Here is a 16,891-nt window from a genome sequence, read left to right on the forward strand (position 1 = left end):
TGCGAGAACGAGCAGGAGATTTACCGCCGCCGGAGCGGGTTGTGCGCGCGCTGCTGCTTCACCGTCCGGCTGCACGCCCTGCTCGATGACGGAACCGGCGCGGTCCGGGAGGACCTGCGGGCCTTCGCCGACGGGCTCACCGCGATGCCGAACCCCGCTACCGGAGAGAAATGGATAGGCCGCCCGCACGTCCAGCGGATGTTGGGAGCCCTGGCAACGGATCCGGGGCCGATCACCCACGAGACGGTCACCGAGCTGGAAGCGATCAGCCACTGGCGGTCCGTGGCGTTCCTGCGCGACTTGCTGATGCGGCGCGGTTGTCTGCCTCAGGCCGATCGTCATCTGCTGGCCTTCGATCGGTGGCTGCGCGCCAAGCTCGCCGTGATCGAGCACGTCGAGCACCGACGGCTCATCGAGCGGTTCACCGCCTGGCATGTCCGGCGACGGCTGCATGAACTCGCCGAACAACGGCCGATCGCCCCGAAGCAGGTGGAAGGCGCCCAGCACCAGGTCTCCCACGCCATCGATTTCCTGGCCTGGCTGCACGAACGCGGCCAGGAGCTCGGCGACGTCGGCCAGCCCGAGCTCGACGCCTGGTTCGCCGAAGGCCCGTTCTACACCCGCAGGCTCGCCACCGCGTTCCTGAAGTGGGCGATGCGCGCCAAGCTGATCAGCCCGGCGTCGATCCCGCATCGCCGCGAGCTGAACCCGCGCCCGCTCACCCAGCAGCAACGGCTCGACGTGCTACGCCGTCTGGCCGACGACGACACCATCCACCCGACAGCCCGGGTGTCCGCCGTGCTCATGGTGCTCTACGCCCAACCCCTCCTGCGGGTCCTGCGCCTGACCGTCGACGACATCGTGCGCACCGACACCGAAGTCCTCCTCCGGCTCGGCGACCCGCCCACCCCGGTGCCCGCGCCGTTCGACGCGATCCTGACCGACTACCTCGACCACCGGCGCAACCTCACCACCAGCAATGCTGGCGCGAACTGGCTGTTCCCCAGCATCAACCCCGGCCAGCCCATGACCGCCGCGGGCGTCCGCAAGCACCTGCGACGCGCCGGCCTGCCCGCACTCAGCGGCCGTTCCGCCGCGCTCCAGCAGCTCCTGCTCGACGCCCCGCCACCGGTGATCGCGAAAGTGCTCGGCTTCGACGACACCCACCTCACCCAGGTAGCCCAGCAGCTCGGCGTCAACTGGAGCCAGTACGCCGCAGGCGATCACGACAGGCTGACCTGACCACCAGCGGCCCCGGGGCCGTGCGCGGGAGGTCAGCCCCTCATGGGCTGGACCCGGAGGCCGGACTCGCCGGTGTGCAGGTTGCGGGGGTTGAGGAACATCGGAACGGTGGACAGCGCTAAGTCGTGACCTGCCGGTTTGCGATTTGACCTTGGTTGTCGGCTGCTGCTGAGGTACGCCGCGGTGCCGCCACGGTGGGCGGGTGAGCAGCAGGAGGCACTTCGTTGCCCCGTTGAGTTCCTGTCCGATGAGCAGGCCACGGCCTATAGCCGGTTATCGGAGTCGTTTGTCCCGGGCCGAGTTGGAGCGGTTCTTCTTCCTCGACGACGTCGACCGGGGCCTGGTGGAGACCAAGCGCCGGGACCACAACAAGCTCGGCTTCAGTTTGCAGCTGGTGACCGTGCGCAACGCCGGCGCTTTCCTCGACGACCCGCTGGATGTGCCGGTCGAGCTGGTCGACTACCTCGCCGAGCAACTCGGTATCGACGACGCGTCGTGTGTGAAGTCCTACGGCGAGCGGGCCATGACGCGCCTGGAACACCAGTGGGAGATCCGTCGGGCTGAGAAGTGGCGGGAGTTTTCCGAGGTCGAGGGCGAGCTCGGAGAGTGGATCGAGGCCCGCGCCTGGACTACGGGCGATGGGCCAAAGCGCTGTTCGACGCCGCGGTGGGATGGCTGCGGGAACGGCGGGTGTTGCTGCCGGGTGTGACGACTCTGGTGCGGTTGGTCGCGTCCCGACGCGAGTCGGCGAATCAGCGGTTATGGGAGACGCTGTACCGGCTGCTCGACGACGAGCAGCGCTCCACACTGGATGTACTGCTGGAAGTCCCGGACGGGCAAAGGAATTCGCAGCTGGACAAGCTGCGGCGGCCGCCCCTGCGGGTGTCGGGACCAGCGATGGTCGATGCGCTCCAGCGGGCTGCGGAGATCCTGGGGCTGGGGTTCGCCGAGGTTGACACCGAGGTAGTACCGCCCCGACGGCTGGCGGAGTTGTCGCGGTATGGGGTGCAGGGCAAGGCCAGCCTGCTGCGCCGCCACGGCGATTCCCGCCGGGCGGCGACGCTGCTGGCGACGGTGACCTATTTGCAGTCCAGGGCGGTCGATGACGCCCTGGACCTGCCGGACGTGCTGATCTCTTCCAAGCTGCTGGCCCGTGCGGAGAGGGAGTCGGCGAAAGAGAAGCTGCGCACCCTGCCCAAACTGGGCAAGGCGTCGGCGAAGCTCGCGGCCGCGCTCGGGGTGCTGCTGGAAGTCACCGGCGCCCACGACGACCTCGCGGAGCAGGCCGCCGATGACAGCGCCACGGTGGAGCCGGTGAGCCTGGCGCAGGTGTGGGCCGAGATCGAGGCCGTGGTGCCCCGCTCGGAGCTCACCGAGGCGCTGGTCGCGGTGGTGGAGCTGGCCGGGCCGCCGGACTCGGACTCGGATGAGGCGTGGCGGGCGGTGCTGGTGAAGCGGTTCGCCACGGTGCGGCCGTTCCTGCCGTTGTTGTGCGAGGTGATCCGCTTTGGGGCGGACCCGGACGGGCAGCGGGTGCTGGCGGCGTTGCGGGATCTGCCGCGGTTGTGGGGTGGCGGCCGCAACAAGGTCGACCGTTCGGAGATCGACGAGCAGCTGCTGATCGGCTCCTGGCGGCGCCTGGTGCTGCACGCACCCGATCTGGAGCCCGGCACGATCGACTGGCGGGCCTACACCTTCTGCGTGCTGGAGCAGTTCCACCGGTGCCTGCGGCGCCGGGACATCTTCGCAGTCAATTCCAGCAAGTGGGGCGACCCGCGCGCCAAGCTCCTGGCCGGCAGTGCGTGGATCACGGCGAAGCCGGTGGTGCTGGCCAGCCTGAACCTGCCACCCGACCCGGACGAGCACCTCGACGAGCGCGCCGAGCTGCTGGACGCCACCTTCCGCGAGGTCACCGCCGGGCTCGGCGACAACACCGCGGTGCGCTTCGACGAGCACGGCCGCCTGCACCTGGCGGCGCTGCCCGCGGAGGCGGAGCCGCCGAGCTTGGAGAACCTGCTCAAAGCAGCACGACGAGGAATGCCCAGCTCGTGAGTGGAGCCATGATGATCAAGGCAAATCCCCACAGCAGCAATGCCTTGTAGGTGGCAGCACGCTGCTCCTCGGGGACGTTGGCCACGATCAGGGCTCCGTTGGTGGAGAACGGGCTCGCGTCGACTACGGAGGACGACACGCACAGGGCTGCCAACAGCGCGGTCGGTGCGATGTGTCCGCTGAGAAGGAACGGGATGCTCATCGGGACGAGTGCGCCCAGGATTCCCGTGGTGGAGGCGAACGCCGACACCAGGCCGCCGATGAAGCACAGCACCAAGGCGGCCAGCAACGGCGCCCCCACGGCGGTGACGCCCTGTCCCAGGGAATCGAGCACGCCGATCCGCTCCAGGACGGAGATGTAGGTGACGATCCCGCACACGAGCAGGACGACCGGCCAGGCGATGCTGGAGGTCGAGGCTTGCGCCGTCTTGGGGAACAGCAGGGCCAGCACGACCGATGCGCTCAGCGCGGCCAGGCCGGTGTCCACGCCGAAGCCGGTCACGGCGACGACCATGGCCGAGATCCCGGCGAGCGTGATCGCCTGCTCGGTGCGGTTGCGGGTCTCCGCACGCGGCCGCGTCGCCACGGCCAGTCCGGCGGAGCCGCTCGCGGACGTGTCTTCGAAGTGCTCTGCTGCCGGCGGGCTGACCCCATGTCGCCGGAAGATCAGAACGGTGCCGACTGCCACCAGCACGTTGAAACCGAAGGTGGTGCCGAAGAGCATGACCGGGTCGACCTCCAGTCCGTGCTGGCGTGCCGCGCCGAGCACGATGCCGCCGAGCACGCCGACCGGTGAGAAGCTCCCGGCGGCGGCGCCGTTGACCGCCATCAGCCCGTTCATCAGCGGACTGGTGCCGTTCTGGAGCGCGAAGGCGATCCCGATTGGCGCGACGATCGCCACCGCGGCCGGGGAGGCGGCGCCGATCGAAGCCAGTGCGGTGGCCACAAGGAATACGATCCAGGGGATCAGCGCCTTCCGGCCGCGCACGGCGGAGACCGCGAGTTGCACCAGCCGGTCGACGGTCCCGTTGGTCTTGGCGATGCCGAACAGGTAGGTCACGCCCACCAATGTGATCAGCAGGGACACCGGGAATCCGGAGCGGAGTTCGTCGGTGCTGGTATCGCTGAGCGCGCTGAGCGCGAAGGCCATCACCAGCGCGATCGCGCCCATGTTCACCGGTCGCAGCGAACCCAGGAGGAAAATGACGATCAAACCGGCCAACGCCGTGGTCAGCACCATTGCTGAGCCTCCTTGCTTGCGCGGAGTGCGGACTCCCGCGATCTGATGGGTGCTACTGCTCGTCGAGCCAGGCGAGAACGGGTTCGGTGTGCTCGCCGAGCGCGGGTACCGGGCGCATGACGGGCTTGTTGCCGGCCACGGTGACCGGGGGCACGAGCGCCTCGATCTCGCCGACCGGTGTCGGCACGGGGCGCCAGCGGTCGCGGGCGCGCAGCTGCGGGTGTTCCGCGAATTCCGCTACGGTGCGTTGCCGGGCGTAGGCAATCGCGGCCGCGTCCAGCCGTCGCATCGCCTCCTCGGAAGTGAGCGAGGCGAAGACGCCCGCGATGGTGCTGTCCAGTTCGATGCGGTTCGCCACGCGGGAGCTGTTGTCCGCGAACTGCGGATCATCGGTGATGCTCGGCATTTCCAGGACCAGCTCGCAGAAGCGGGCCCATTCGCGCTCGTTCTGCAGCCCGAGGTTGATGGTCACGCCGTCCCCGGCCGTGAACGGGCCGTAGGGTGCGATCGTGGCGTGGCTGGCGCCGGCGCGAGCAGGGGCGGTACCGCCGTAGCAGGTGTAGAGCAGCGGGTAGCCCATCCATTCGCCCAGCGCTTCCAACATCGACACCTCGATCCTGGAGCCCCGACCGGTCCGCTGCCGTTCGAGCAAAGCGGTGAGGATGCCGCTGTAGGCGTACATGCCGGTCGCGATGTCCGCGATCGAGAGTCCGACCTTGGACGGCACCTCTTCGGTGCCGGTGATGGAGACCAGCCCGGTTTCGCATTGGATGAGCAGGTCGTAGGCCTTCTGGTCGGAGTGAGGACCGCCGATTCCGTACCCAGAGATGTCGCAGATGATCAGGTCCGGCCTCGTGCTGCGCAGTTCCTCGCCGCCGATCCCGAGGCGTTGTGCAGCGCCCGGCGCGAGGTTCTGCACCAGGACATCAGCCCTCGCCACGAGCCGGTGCAGGGTCTCGCGCCCGGCTGCGGATTTCACGTCGAGTTCGATGCTCTCCTTGCCCCGGTTCAGCCACACGAAGTGACTTGCCATCCCCTTGACGGTCGTGTCGTAGGCGCGGGCCAGGTCGCCCACGCCGGGCCGTTCGACCTTGATGACCCGCGCTCCGAGATCCGCGAGCTGCCGGGTGGCGAAGGGGGCGGCAACGGCCTGCTCCAGCGATACGACCACGACATCGGCCAGGACGCCAGCGTGCTCGCCGAGATCTTGCACGGGAAAGTGGTTTTGCTGCATGCCGAACATGCTGTGGAGACCGGCGCGGCGAAGTCCAATGACCGATCCTTGCCCAATTCATGCGCCAGCTGCATGATGCCGCCATGGAGCTTCGGGAATTGGAATGGTTCGTCGCGTTGGCCGAGACCGAACAGGTCACGCGCACCGCCGAGCGGCTACACGTCACCCAGCCCACGCTGTCGCGAGCGGTCAACCGGCTGGAGAAGCACTTCGGCACCCGTTTGTTCGACCGCGTGGGAAAGCGCCTGCGGCTCAACCGGTACGGCGAGGTGGTCCGGGCGCACGCCGCACGGGTGCTGGGCGAGATCGACGCCGCCGAGCAGCGCGTCGGAGCGATGCTCGACCCGCAGCGGGGCGTCGTATCGCTGGGGTTCGTCACCTCCTACGGCGCATGGCTGGTGCCGCAGCTCGTGCAGGAATACCGCCAACAGGCCCCCTCGGCGCAGTTCATGCTGGAGGGTGGCCCGGCTGATGCGGTGCTCGACATGCTGCGGCACGAGTCGGTGGACGCCGCGTTCTGCAGCCCGGAGCCGCGAGATGAGGACATCCACTGGCACCCGATCGCCGAAGAACCGCTGCGCCTGGTCGTCAACGAAAATCATCCCCTGGCAACGGCAAAGCGCATCGAACTGGCGGACGCCTCCGGCGAGACGTTCGTGGCCCTGCGCCCGGAGTTCGGGCTCCGCCAAATCACGGACGTGCTGTGCAACAAGGCCGGCTTCACACCGGCGGTCGCCCTGGAAGCCACCGAAATCCCGACGCTGTGGGGACTGGTCGGCGCCGGGGCAGGCGTGGCCGTGCTACCAGCGGCCACGCGCGGCCCGCTCACCAGGGGGACGAAGCAGTTGAGCATCAAGGACGCCGGAGCCGTCCGGACAGCGGGGTTCGCCACGCTCGCCACCCGCAAGGTGTCTCCACCGGTCGCCCGCTTCGTCGAGTTTGTGCACAGCCACCCGGTGATCCGCCGGTGACCGACCATGCGCCGGAAGCATCGATTCTATGTGGAACAGCAATGGGCTCGACGTGGTTAGAAGCCGCCCCGGACCGGCAGACTCACCGCCATGACCACCTCCAAGAACTACGTCCCCGGATGGACCGGCCGCTATTTCGAGGACTTCACCGTTGGCGACGTCTACCGCCATCCCCTGGGGCGCACCATCACGCGAACGGACAACATCTGGACCACCCTGCTGACCCAGAACTCCTCGCCCATCCACTTCGACGCCCACTACGCCGCGCAGACCGAGTTCGAGCGCCCGCTGGTCGACTCGACGTTCACCCTGGCTCTGATCACCGGCCAATCGGTGGTCGACCTCTCGCAGCACGTGCTGGCCAACCTGGGCTGGGACAAGGTCCGGCTACCGCACCCGGTCTTCGAAGGCGACACCCTCTACTCCGAATCCGAGGTGCTCTCGACCCGGGAATCCCGCTCCCGGCCCGAAGTCGGCATCGTGAAGGTGCGCACCATCGGCTTCAACCAGCGCTCGGAGATCGTCATCGTCTTCGAACGCACAATGCTGGTCTACAAGTCCGGATGCGGGCCGGACTTCACCGCTGTCCAGCCCGAGTGGGATGCGCTCTCACAGAAGGCGCTCGAACAGTGATCGCGGCAGCACGGGCCACCACCTTCCTGTTCGTCCCCGGATCGCGGCCCGACCGCTTCGCCAAGGCGACCGCGGCCGGAAGCGACGCCGTCATCATCGACCTCGAAGACGCCGTCGCGCCGGAGGACAAGCCCCGGGCACGCCGGCAGGCAGCCAGATGGCTCGCGGGTGCGCCGGCGATCGTCCGGATCAACGGCACGAACACACCTTGGTTCGACGAGGACGTCGCAGAGATAGCGACCCGTCCGGGCCTGGCCGGCGTGATGATTCCCAAAGCCGACTCCGCCGACCAACTCCACCGGGTGCGCAGCGCACTGCCCGGCACCGCCCTCATCCCCCTCGTCGAATCCGCACTCGGCCTCACCCACCTCACCGACATCGCGACGGCACCCGGAGTGGCGCGCTTGGCGTTCGGTCACCTGGACTTCGCCACCGACACCGGCATCAGCCCGACCGAGCCGGACGAGCCGGAGCTGCTGTTCGCCTGCTCCCAACTCGTCATCGCCTCCCGCACCACAGGATTGCCCGGCCCCATCGCCGGAATCACGACGTCCACCCGGTCCCACGCCGCCGTCACCGCCGACGCCCGGCGTCAGCGCCGGCTCGGGTTCACCGCGAAGCTGCTCATCCACCCGGACCAAGTAGCTGCCGCCCATGAAGCGTTCGCCCCGACCCAGGCGGAACTCGGCTGGGCGCTTGAGGTGCTCAACACCCGCACCGACGCCGGAGCCACGCAGGTCAACGGCGAAATGGTGGATCCGCCGGTCATCGCCAGGGCCCAAGCCATAGTCCGCGCGGCCCGCACGTGACCAACTCGGCGACCAGGATCAACGTCAACTCGCCCAGCGCATCGCCTCCCCAAACGTTGCGGAAACCCGTGACGGTTCGGACGCTTCGCACACCACGTGAAGATCAAGAACGGCTGATCGCACGTGCGACGGTCTCAAACCGCGTCGTGCCAGTTCTGCCACGCCTGCCACTAGTCAGGTCGGCAGGTGCGGCTGCTGCTCCGCGCGACCCGCCCTTCATCCGAGGCGGTGCGAGCCGAAGTCCGGTCACACAAGCAGGCATTTCCACGACCAGATCGCGGTGTGGGTCCACGCCACCGGGCTGGCAGTGGTTGAACCGGTTTTCCTGCTCGCTGAAGGAGCCATCGTGGCGGCCGGCATCAGTGGCGACCCCGCCCCAGCCCGTCACGCGCACGCAGCCGTCGCGGCGCTGCTCGGAACACCTTGATTACAGCCACGCCGCCAACAACCTCTTTGCCCGCAACACCTAATACTGCAACGACAGGTTGTGATGTCGTCGGTAGTGGCTGGCGCGGGCGCGGTGTTGGCTGGTTCGTCGCCATGCCGACCAGTGCAGGATGTGGTCGGTGCTGTGGCGGATGGGGCGGGTGATGCGGTTGAACAGGCGGCGGATTGCGCCCAGAGTCAAGGGGATCTGTTTCCGGGGGCTGTCGAGTGAGCCCCCTTTTGCGCTGTGTGGCGGGTGATGACGAGGAACGTGGCGGCGGCCATGGACAGGGTGATGTGGCGGTACCAGGCGGTGTAGCCGCGTGCTTGGTAGTGATCGAGTCCGGTTTCGTTCTTGGCGGTCTGGAAGCATTCCTCGATCGCCCACCGGCTTCCGGCCACGCGCACCAGCTCGGTCAACGGTGTCTCGGCGGGGCCGTAACAGACGTAGTAGGCGATCTCGGTCGGATCGGTGATCGAGCGGCGGGCCAGCAACCAAAATGCCCGCAGCCGGGATCCCGCAGGGGGCGGATGTCGGCAGCGGCCCAGTCGGAGACGCGGGGCCCGTGGGCCGGGGCGTGTCAGGTGGGTTGTGTACAAGATCCGATAGTTGATGGAGTACGCACCGATGGGCACGCGTGATTCGCAGCAGCAGGAAGGACATCCGTTCGGGACGGCCGCACAGCCCTCGTCAGCACGGGACGCGGTCAATGAGATGATCGAGGCAGGCCTGCTCGATGGGCTGATGGACACCGTCGACCGGGGCGGGCTGGCGTTGACCGGGCAGGGCGGGTTTTTGCCCGAGCTGGTCAAAGCCGTGCTCGAGCGTGGGCTGCAAACCGAAATGTCGGACCATCTCGGGTATGACAAGGGGGATCCGGCCGGGCGGGGTAGTCCGAACTCGCGCAACGGTGCCAGCGGTAAGACGATCTCGACCGAGGTCGGCGATGTCGATCTGGAGGTGCCCCGCGACCGGGCGGGCTCGTTCGAGCCGCGGCTGGTGCCCAAGGGGTCGCGGCGGGCCGGCGGCCTGGACGAGATCATCATCTCGCTGTACGCGGGCGGGATGACCGTCCGCGACATCCAGCACCACCTGCAGCGCACCTATGGCACCGAGCTCTCCCACGAGACGATTTCCAAGATCACCGACGCGGTGCTCGAGGAGGTCACGGCCTGGCAGTCGAGGCCGCTGGAAGAGATCTACCCGATCATCTACCTGGATGCGCTGGTGGTGAAGGTGCGTGACGGCCACCAGGTCCGCAACCGCTCTGCCCACATCGCCGTCGGTGTGGATCTCGACGGTGTCAAGCACGTCCTCGGGATCTGGATCCAGGCCTCCGAAGGGGCGAAGTTCTGGGCCGGGGTGTGTGCCGAGCTGCGCAACCGCGGCGTCAAAGACGTCCTGATCGTCTGCTGCGACGGCCTGCCCGGGTTGCCGGAGGCGATCGAGGCGACCTGGCCGTCCTCGACGGTGCAGACCTGCACGGTGCATCTGATCCGGGCGGCGATGCGGTTCGTCTCGTATCAGGACCGCAAGAAGGTCGCTGCGGCGTTGAAACCGATCTATACCGCGCCCACCGTCCAGGCCGCCGAGACCGCCCTGCTGGAGTTCGCCGAGTCCGACCTCGGCCGCAAGTATCCGGCCGCCGTGCGGACCTGGGAAAACGCGTGGGAACGGTTCATCCCGTTCCTGTCGTTCCCACCCGAAGTCCGCAAGATCATCTACACCACGAACTCGATCGAGTCACTGAACTACCAACTCCGCAAGATCATCAAAAACCGCGGGCACTTCCCCTCCGACGACGCGGTGATCAAGCTGTTGTGGCTGGCCATCCGCGACATCGAAGACAAACGCGCCCGACAACGCGACAAACAACGCGGACTACCCACCCACCAGCGCAGCGCCCCCGCACGTCTGGTCGAAGGCGCCACCGTCCACGGCTGGAAACAAGCCCTCGGCGCCCTCGCACTGCACTTCCCCGACCGACTCGACCCCTACCTCAACTGACCCACCCAAAGTCCTATACACAAACCACTTGACAGGCTCTTCCACAGGCATCGGTGATGACGTGGTGCTTCGAGCCCGGCCGACCACGGTCAACCGGACTCGGACCGACTTTTGGGCAACCACGTCCCCGTTTGGCCTGGATCTGGGAGGAATCCACGACCGCTCGGGAGAAGTCCAACTGATCGGCCGCTCGCAGGCGATCCAGCAGCACCCGCTGCAACTGCTCCCATACTCCGGCCTGCTGCCACTCGGCCAACCGCCGCCAGCACGTCGACCCCGAGCCGAATCCCAACTCCTGCGGCAGAAACTCCCACTGGATGCCGGTGTAGAGCACGAACAAGATGCCCTGCAGAGTCTTGCGATCGTCGATCCGACGCCGACCCGGATACCGAAACCGACGCTCGTGCCGGGGCAGCAACGGCTCGATCAACGCCCACAACTCGTCGCTGACCTCCCACGGCCTCGGGCGAGCCATCCCACGCTCCCAACGATCGAAACGTGATCAACTCCAGCCACCACCATGCCAGACCAAGATCATTATGCAAGGACCCCTAAGACCAAGGCGGCGTTCAAGGACGCTGCTCGAGTGCACCTCGGCCAGCCCGGCTTCCAAGTCGCCGACCAGTTCAGCAAGGCGCTCCCGGCGCCGATCGCAGCCAAGGACATCCCGCTGTCCGGGATCGTGGACCCAGCCCACGAGCGGTACTCGGAGGCCGCCGAGGTTCGCTCGCTGATCGAAAATGATTCGCAGATCGGCAAGATCTTCGACACCGCTCGCGGTCGCGAAGGACTGATCCGAAACGCGGGCGTGCACGCGTGCGCGCACATCATTTCTCGTGAACCGCTGCTCGATGTGCTGCCGCTGTGGAAGCGTGACGACGGCGAGATCATCACCGGGTGGGACGGGCCGCAGTGTGAGGCGGTAGGCCTGCTCAAGATCGATATTCTTGGGCTGGTCAACATGACCACGATCGACGACACCGTGCGCATGGTGAAGACCAACCACGGCGACGAGATCGAACCGCTCGACATCCCTCTCGACGACCCCGCGACCTACGAGATGTTGGGCCGTGGCGAGAGCTTGGGCGTGTTCCAGCTTGAAGGTGGCGGCATGCAGTCGCTGCTCAAGCGCATGGCACCCACCCGGTTCGGCGACATCGTTGCCTGCGTCGCCCTGTACCGGCCGGGCCCGATGGACGTCAACGCGCACCTGGACTACGCCGACCGCAAGAACGGCAAGAAGCCGGTCGGGCCGATCCACCCCGAACTCGATGAACCGCTCAAGGACATCCTCGGCGAGACCTACGGCCTGATCGTCTACCAGGAGCAGATCATGGCCATCGCTCAGAAGGTCGCCGGCTACACCCTTGGGCAAGCCGACTTGCTGCGACGGGCGATGGGTAAGAAGAAGAAGGAGGTGATGGACGAGCAGTTCGCCCGGTTCGAGGCCGGTATGGCCGAGCGCGGCTACAGCAAAGAGGCCATCGACCAGCTGTGGGCGACGGTGCTGCCGTTCGCCGGGTATGCGTTCAACAAGTCCCACGCCGCGGCCTATGGCCTGGTGACCTACTGGACCGCCTATTTGAAGGCGCACTACCCGGCCGAGTACATGGCGGCGTTGCTGACCGCCAACGCGCACAACAAGGACAAGACCGGCGTCTACCTGTCCGAGTGCCGCCGGATGCGCATCCGAGTGTTGCAGCCGGACGTCAACGAATCCGTGACCCAGCACACTGCGGTCGAGGGGCGCATCCGCTTCGGGCTGGGCGCGATCCGCAACGTCGGTTCGAACGTGGTCGAGTCGATCGTCAAGACCCGCGAGGACAAGGGCCGCTACGCCTCGTTCACCGACTTTCTCGACAAGGTCGAGATCCTCGCCTGCAACAAGCGGGTCCTCGAGTCGTTGATCAAGGCCGGTGCGTTCGACTCGCTCGAGCACACCCGCATGGCGCTGACCCAGCACCACGAGGCGGCCGTGGATGCCGTGATCGGTCTCAAGCGGCACGAAGCGATGGGTCAGTTCGACCTGTTCGGCGGTGGCGACGACACCGCCGCCAGCAACGACGCCTCGCCGCTGGCGCATCTGCAGTTCACTGACGAGGAGTGGCCGCGTAAGCAGCTGCTCGCCTACGAGCGGGAAATGCTCGGCCTCTACGTCTCGGCGCACCCCTTGGACGGGGCCGAGCGGCTGCTGGCGCCGTACCAGGACACCAGCATCGCCGAGCTCGTCGGCGGAGAACGTGAGCCCGGCGGCAACGGCAAGGACGAGGCCAAGATCGCCGGGATGATTTCCGGGGTTCAGCGGCGGCTCAACAAGAACGGGCAGCCCTGGGCGATTGTCACCCTGGAAGACTTCGACTTTGATGAGGATGGGGAAGGTGAACGCCACGGTGGCGTTGCTGAGCCACTGCGCGAAGATCGCCACGCCCATCGCGAAACCGCGCAGGCGGATGGGAAGACCTCCGCCATCACCAGCCAGTAGACGGTGCTGATCACGCTTTGCATGAAGAACAGGAACACGAGCATGAAGCCCAGCACGACGTAGGAGCGGACGGTGGATTCCGGCAGCAGGAAGCAGCCGCCGAGCAGCGCCAGCGAGATCGTGATGCCCGCCTGGCCGGTGATGATCACGGGTTGGCGTCCGACCCGGTCGAGCAGGTAGATGCCGATGAGCACCGACACCACCGAGACCACGCCGTTGGCGATCGTCGCGGTGATCGACGCCTCGGTGCCCAAACCACATCTGCGATTGCTCAACAAAAAGGGAGCGCAGGGACTCGCGCAGTGAGGTGATTTAGGCGTTTTCCGCCTGGGCAGGATTCGCCCTCACCCGCGGGCCGGAGGCACCGCACTCGTCGTCAGTGCGTGGCCGGCGCGCTGGTGTCCGTTATGGACGGTGTGGGTGACGGTGACGTCGGGTTCGACGACGATGTCGGCGGCGGTGTCGACGTGCTCGGCGGTGGTGGCCCCGACGTGGTCGGCGGTGGCGGTGGCTCCGTCGTTGGTGGCGGGGTCGTCGGCGGTGGCTCCGTCGTCGGGGGCGGCGGTGGCACCGTCCCCGGTGGCGGTACCGGCACCGGCGGTGGTGGCGTTCCCGGGGGCGGCGGTGGGAGCTGCGGCGGCGGTGCCGGCACGACGTCGAGGACGACGCGCGTCGGCACCACGCCGCGGGCGTAGGCGTCGGCGAAGCCGAGCACCGCACGGACGTAGCCGTCGGAGTGGTTGTAGCGGAAGACAGCCGCCGCGAGCTGATCGCGTTCACGCAGGTCCCCACCGCCCGCGCACAGGTAGCGACCGGATGCGAGCGCGGCGTCGAAGACGTTGTGCGGACTGCGGATCCCGTCGGCGTTGCCGTCGGCGGCGTGCCGGCGCCAGGTCGACGGGATGAACTGCATCGGCCCCACGGCCCGGTCCCACACCGGGTCCGAGTCGAGCGCTCCGGCGTCGGTGTCGGGGATCGCCGCGACCCCGGGAGCGCCGTCGAGCCGCGGGCCCAGGATAGGCGAGGTGGTGGTGCCCCGCGCGTCGACCCGGCCGGATCGCGCGTGGCCGGACTCGATGCGCCCGATGCCGGCCAGTACGGGCCACTGGAGTCCGCAACGCGGGTTCGAGCGGGTGAGAGTCTGCTCGGCCTGCCGGTAGGCGTCCAGCACGACACCGGGGATGCCCAGCCGTCCGGTCGGTCCCGGGGCGGGCTCTGCGGCTTCGGAGTTGAGACCGCGTCCCGTTGGTTCCTCGAATAAGGCGAAGTCGGGGATCAGGTCCGCGGGCAACCGCCCGGTGCCGCCGAAGTGGTCGCGTGCCGCCAGGACGTCGGGTAGGGCCGAGTCGTCGGTGGCCGATTGCACGACGGCGTCGCCGCGGAGCGCGAGCAACGGTCCGAATGCGAACAGAAGCCCCGTCACGACCGCTGTGAACCGCTCGCCCCGACGACGGGGTGAACCCCATGGGTACGCCACGACTGCACCTCCAGTTCCGCAGGGTGCAGACCTTTCCGGAGGCGGTGGCATGCTGTCCACGGGTACAGCGCAACACGTCGGTCATCTCGTTCTTGTTGTCAGCAGGGTGCTAATCGGCCGAGCCTTGACTGTTCCGCGTTGATACAAAGGAAAACCGGTCGCCGCTAGCCGGATTCGGGACTGTTGACGCCGTTGCGACGCCTCATTACGTTCACCGGACGCCAACCGGTCCGCACCAATCGGCGCAGAGCCGGCTCAGGAGACCACCATGACCCCCACAGCATTCCCGCACCCGCGTGGCCGGTTCCTGCGCCTGGGCGGTGCGGCGACGGCACTGGCGGTGTTGCTCGCGGTCACGGGCGTGCCTCCGACGGCATAGGCACCCGAGATGCCGCGGCGGTCGCTGCCGGGGAAGGCGAGCGTGGTGGACCGGCAGTTGGTCGACGGACGCACGGTGGACCTGTGGATCGACTCACCGGCGCTCGGCACCACTGCACCCGTGCGCATCCTGCTGCCCGCGCGCTGGGCGCTGGAACCGGACCGGACCTGGCCGGTGCTCTACCTGCTGCACGCCGGTGGACTACCGGTCCTGGACGGAATGGACCGACGTGGAGAAGTTCACCGCGGACAAGGACGTCCTGGTCGTGATGCCCAGAACGGTCCCGCGGGGATGTACTCGCAGTGGTGGAACCAGGGGCGCTCACCGCTGCCGGACTGGGAGACCTTCCACGTCGAGGAGGTCCGCGAGACCTGGAGCGCGACTACCGCGCGGGGCAGGAACGCGCGGTCGCCGGTCTCTCGATCGGTGGCTACGGCGCCATGGCATACGCGTTCCGCAACCCGGGCGTCTTCGGTGCCGCCGCGTCCTACAGCGGCGCGATCGACATGTTGCAGGGCGGCACACCGATGGGCATCCAGAGCATCCTCGTTAGCCAGGGACTGGGCGCCTACGACCTGTGGGGCAACGAGTACGCCAACCGGTTCCGTTGGATGTCGCACAACCCGGCGGACAACGTGGAGGCGCTGCGGGGCGTCGAGCTCTACGTCTCCTGCGGCAACGGACAGCCGGGGCCGCTCGACCCGCCGGGGCAGGAGTACGAGGCGCACGAGGCGTCGTCGCTGGAGTCCTCGCGCAGCTTCACGGATCGGTTGCGGCAGCAAGGGATCGCGGTGACGACCAACTACTACGGCAACGGCACCCACGCCTGGGAGCGCGAGCTGCACGCCTCCTGGCCGACGTTGGCCAGGGGATGGGCATCACGCCGTAGGACCTGTTCCGGAAGGGCCGCAGCGGGGCGGCCTGGGACGCACCCCCGAGAACATGCGACTTCAAAGATCGTCGTACTGGGTGGGTGTGAACGTCAGGCGCGGGTCGCTCTGCACGAATCCGCCGAGCAGCTGGTCGATCTGGGTGAGCACGTCGATGCCGAGCTCGACGCCTGATGCCCGCGCGTTCTCCGCCACCTGTGCCGGCCGCGAGGCGCCCACGACCGCCGAGGCGACCCCTTCGTGGTGCAGCGCCCATGCGATCGCGAGCTGGGCCATGGTGAGTCCGGCTTCCTCAGCGATGCCGCGCAGCAGGTCCACGCGCTCCAGCAGGGATGCGTCGAGGAACGGCCGCACGGCGCTCCTGCCGCGTTCGTCGTTGTCGGCTCGCGACCCGGGCGGGATGCGCTGCTGCCGGTACTTGCCGGTCAGGATGCCCTGGGCCAGCGGCATCGACGCGAAGTGGCCGATCCCGGCGCGCGCGGCGGCCGGCATGACCTGGGACTCGGGCGCCCGCCACAGCATCGAGTAGTGCGCGTGGTTGCAAAGCAGCGGTACGCGCAGCTCGTTGGCCAGCGCGTCGGCGCGCAGGAGTTGCTCGGCGGTCCACTCCGCGGTGCCGACGTAGCGGACCTTGCCCTCGCGCACCACGTCCGACAGCGCCAGGAAGGTCTCCTCCAGCGGTGTCCGGTGGTCGAAGCGCCACAGCTGGAACACGTCGACGTGGTCGGTGCCCAGCCTGCGCAGCGAGCCGTGCAGCGAGGACATCAGGTGCTTGCGCCCCAGCCCGAACTGGCTTGCCCCGGGATGCTCGAGCCAGAAGACGCCGGTGCAGAGCACGATGTCGTCGCGCCGCGCCTCCCGAAGACCTTCGGCGAGGGCTTCCTCGGCCGCGCCGTGACCCCACGCGGCGGCGGTGTGGAAGGTGGTGATCCCGGCCTCCAGCGCGGCACGCGCGCAGTTCGCCGACTCCCGGTGGGCGAATCGGTTGCCGTAGGAGATCTCGCTGACGAGCAGCCCGCTGCGGCCGATCCGACGGTGTCGCACGCGC

General features: G+C 67.9%; 13 protein-coding genes and 3 pseudogenes. 9 read left to right on the forward strand and 7 right to left on the reverse strand.

What is annotated here, in order from left to right; all coding sequences use genetic code 11:
• Positions 1 to 39 precede the first annotated feature (39 nt).
• From SACE_RS11345 to SACE_RS11355, 3 genes are all read left to right on the forward strand, one after another.
• Positions 40 to 1,242 (forward strand): site-specific integrase, encoded by a 1,203-nt coding sequence (locus tag SACE_RS11345; RefSeq protein ID WP_009951198.1) that lies wholly within the window; start codon positions 40 to 42, stop codon positions 1,240 to 1,242.
• 286 nt (positions 1,243 to 1,528) lie between these two features.
• Positions 1,529 to 1,951 (forward strand): DUF4158 domain-containing protein, encoded by a 423-nt coding sequence (locus SACE_RS38675; RefSeq protein ID WP_009951197.1) that lies wholly within the window; start codon positions 1,529 to 1,531, stop codon positions 1,949 to 1,951.
• A 14-nt stretch (positions 1,952 to 1,965) separates the two neighbouring features.
• The gene (locus tag SACE_RS11355) at positions 1,966 to 3,294 is read left to right on the forward strand and encodes a hypothetical protein (protein ID WP_197537733.1); all 1,329 of its coding nucleotides are present in this window, start codon (positions 1,966 to 1,968) and stop codon (positions 3,292 to 3,294) included.
• Here the strand turns inward: SACE_RS11355 and SACE_RS11360 are convergent.
• Together SACE_RS11360 and SACE_RS11365 are read right to left on the reverse strand one after the other, a co-directional pair.
• Positions 3,260 to 4,534: an SLC13 family permease gene (locus tag SACE_RS11360; protein WP_009951194.1), complete on the reverse strand. Its 1,275-nt coding sequence runs from the start codon at positions 4,532 to 4,534 to the stop codon at positions 3,260 to 3,262. The two genes, SACE_RS11355 and SACE_RS11360, sit on opposite strands and share 35 nt — an antisense overlap.
• A gap of 52 nt (positions 4,535 to 4,586) precedes the next feature.
• On the reverse strand, positions 4,587 to 5,777 hold the full coding sequence (locus tag SACE_RS11365) for a CaiB/BaiF CoA transferase family protein (RefSeq protein WP_009951193.1): 1,191 nt from the start codon (positions 5,775 to 5,777) through the stop codon (positions 4,587 to 4,589).
• Between the two features lie 74 nt (positions 5,778 to 5,851).
• Between SACE_RS11365 and SACE_RS11370 the strand changes: the two genes are divergently transcribed.
• The 3 genes from SACE_RS11370 (at position 5,852) to SACE_RS11380 (ending at position 8,181) form a co-directional block, all read left to right on the forward strand.
• Positions 5,852 to 6,739, forward strand: coding sequence for a LysR family transcriptional regulator (locus SACE_RS11370; protein WP_029622195.1), 888 nt, complete (start codon positions 5,852 to 5,854; stop codon positions 6,737 to 6,739).
• A 90-nt stretch (positions 6,740 to 6,829) separates the two neighbouring features.
• Complete coding sequence (locus SACE_RS11375) at positions 6,830 to 7,372, forward strand: MaoC family dehydratase (RefSeq protein ID WP_009951191.1); 543 nt, start codon at positions 6,830 to 6,832, stop codon at positions 7,370 to 7,372.
• Complete coding sequence (locus SACE_RS11380; protein ID WP_009951190.1) at positions 7,369 to 8,181, forward strand: HpcH/HpaI aldolase/citrate lyase family protein; 813 nt, start codon at positions 7,369 to 7,371, stop codon at positions 8,179 to 8,181. The genes SACE_RS11375 and SACE_RS11380 overlap by 4 nt, the downstream gene beginning before the upstream one ends.
• 624 nt (positions 8,182 to 8,805) lie before the next feature.
• Here the strand turns inward: SACE_RS11380 and SACE_RS11385 are convergent.
• A pseudogene (locus tag SACE_RS11385) lies at positions 8,806 to 9,179 on the reverse strand (IS701 family transposase); the annotation flags it as partial.
• Between the two features lie 56 nt (positions 9,180 to 9,235).
• Between SACE_RS11385 and SACE_RS11390 the strand changes: the two are divergent.
• Positions 9,236 to 10,615, forward strand: a complete 1,380-nt coding sequence (locus tag SACE_RS11390) for an IS256-like element ISSer2 family transposase (protein WP_011873643.1) — start codon at positions 9,236 to 9,238, stop codon at positions 10,613 to 10,615.
• 22 nt (positions 10,616 to 10,637) lie between these two features.
• On the opposite strand, the pseudogene SACE_RS11395 reads toward SACE_RS11390, so the two are convergent.
• Positions 10,638 to 11,090 (reverse strand): annotated as a pseudogene (locus tag SACE_RS11395) (IS5 family transposase); the annotation flags it as partial.
• A 78-nt stretch (positions 11,091 to 11,168) separates the two neighbouring features.
• Between SACE_RS11395 and dnaE the strand changes: the two are divergent.
• Positions 11,169 to 12,974, forward strand: a pseudogene (dnaE, locus tag SACE_RS11400) (DNA polymerase III subunit alpha); the annotation flags it as partial.
• Here the strand turns inward: dnaE and SACE_RS36235 are convergent.
• Positions 12,914 to 13,309, reverse strand: a complete 396-nt coding sequence (locus SACE_RS36235; RefSeq protein WP_009950149.1) for an MFS transporter — start codon at positions 13,307 to 13,309, stop codon at positions 12,914 to 12,916. The pseudogene dnaE and the gene SACE_RS36235 overlap by 61 nt on opposite strands.
• Before the next feature lie 164 nt (positions 13,310 to 13,473).
• Positions 13,474 to 14,490, reverse strand: a complete 1,017-nt coding sequence (locus SACE_RS11405; protein ID WP_011873646.1) for a lytic transglycosylase domain-containing protein — start codon at positions 14,488 to 14,490, stop codon at positions 13,474 to 13,476.
• A 765-nt stretch (positions 14,491 to 15,255) separates the two neighbouring features.
• Between SACE_RS11405 and SACE_RS36240 the strand changes: the two genes are divergently transcribed.
• Entirely contained in the window at positions 15,256 to 16,017 is a 762-nt protein-coding gene (locus SACE_RS36240) for an alpha/beta hydrolase (protein WP_011873647.1), read from the forward strand.
• On the opposite strand, the gene SACE_RS11415 is transcribed toward SACE_RS36240, so the two are convergent.
• Positions 15,904 to 16,887 carry an aldo/keto reductase gene (locus SACE_RS11415; RefSeq protein ID WP_009950143.1) on the reverse strand — a complete coding sequence of 328 codons (984 nt, stop codon included), beginning with the start codon at positions 16,885 to 16,887 and terminating at the stop codon, positions 15,904 to 15,906. The two genes, SACE_RS36240 and SACE_RS11415, sit on opposite strands and share 114 nt — an antisense overlap.
• Positions 16,888 to 16,891: the final 4 nt, after the last annotated feature.

This window comes from Saccharopolyspora erythraea NRRL 2338 (assembly GCF_000062885.1).
Classification (GTDB): domain Bacteria; phylum Actinomycetota; class Actinomycetes; order Mycobacteriales; family Pseudonocardiaceae; genus Saccharopolyspora_D; species Saccharopolyspora_D erythraea.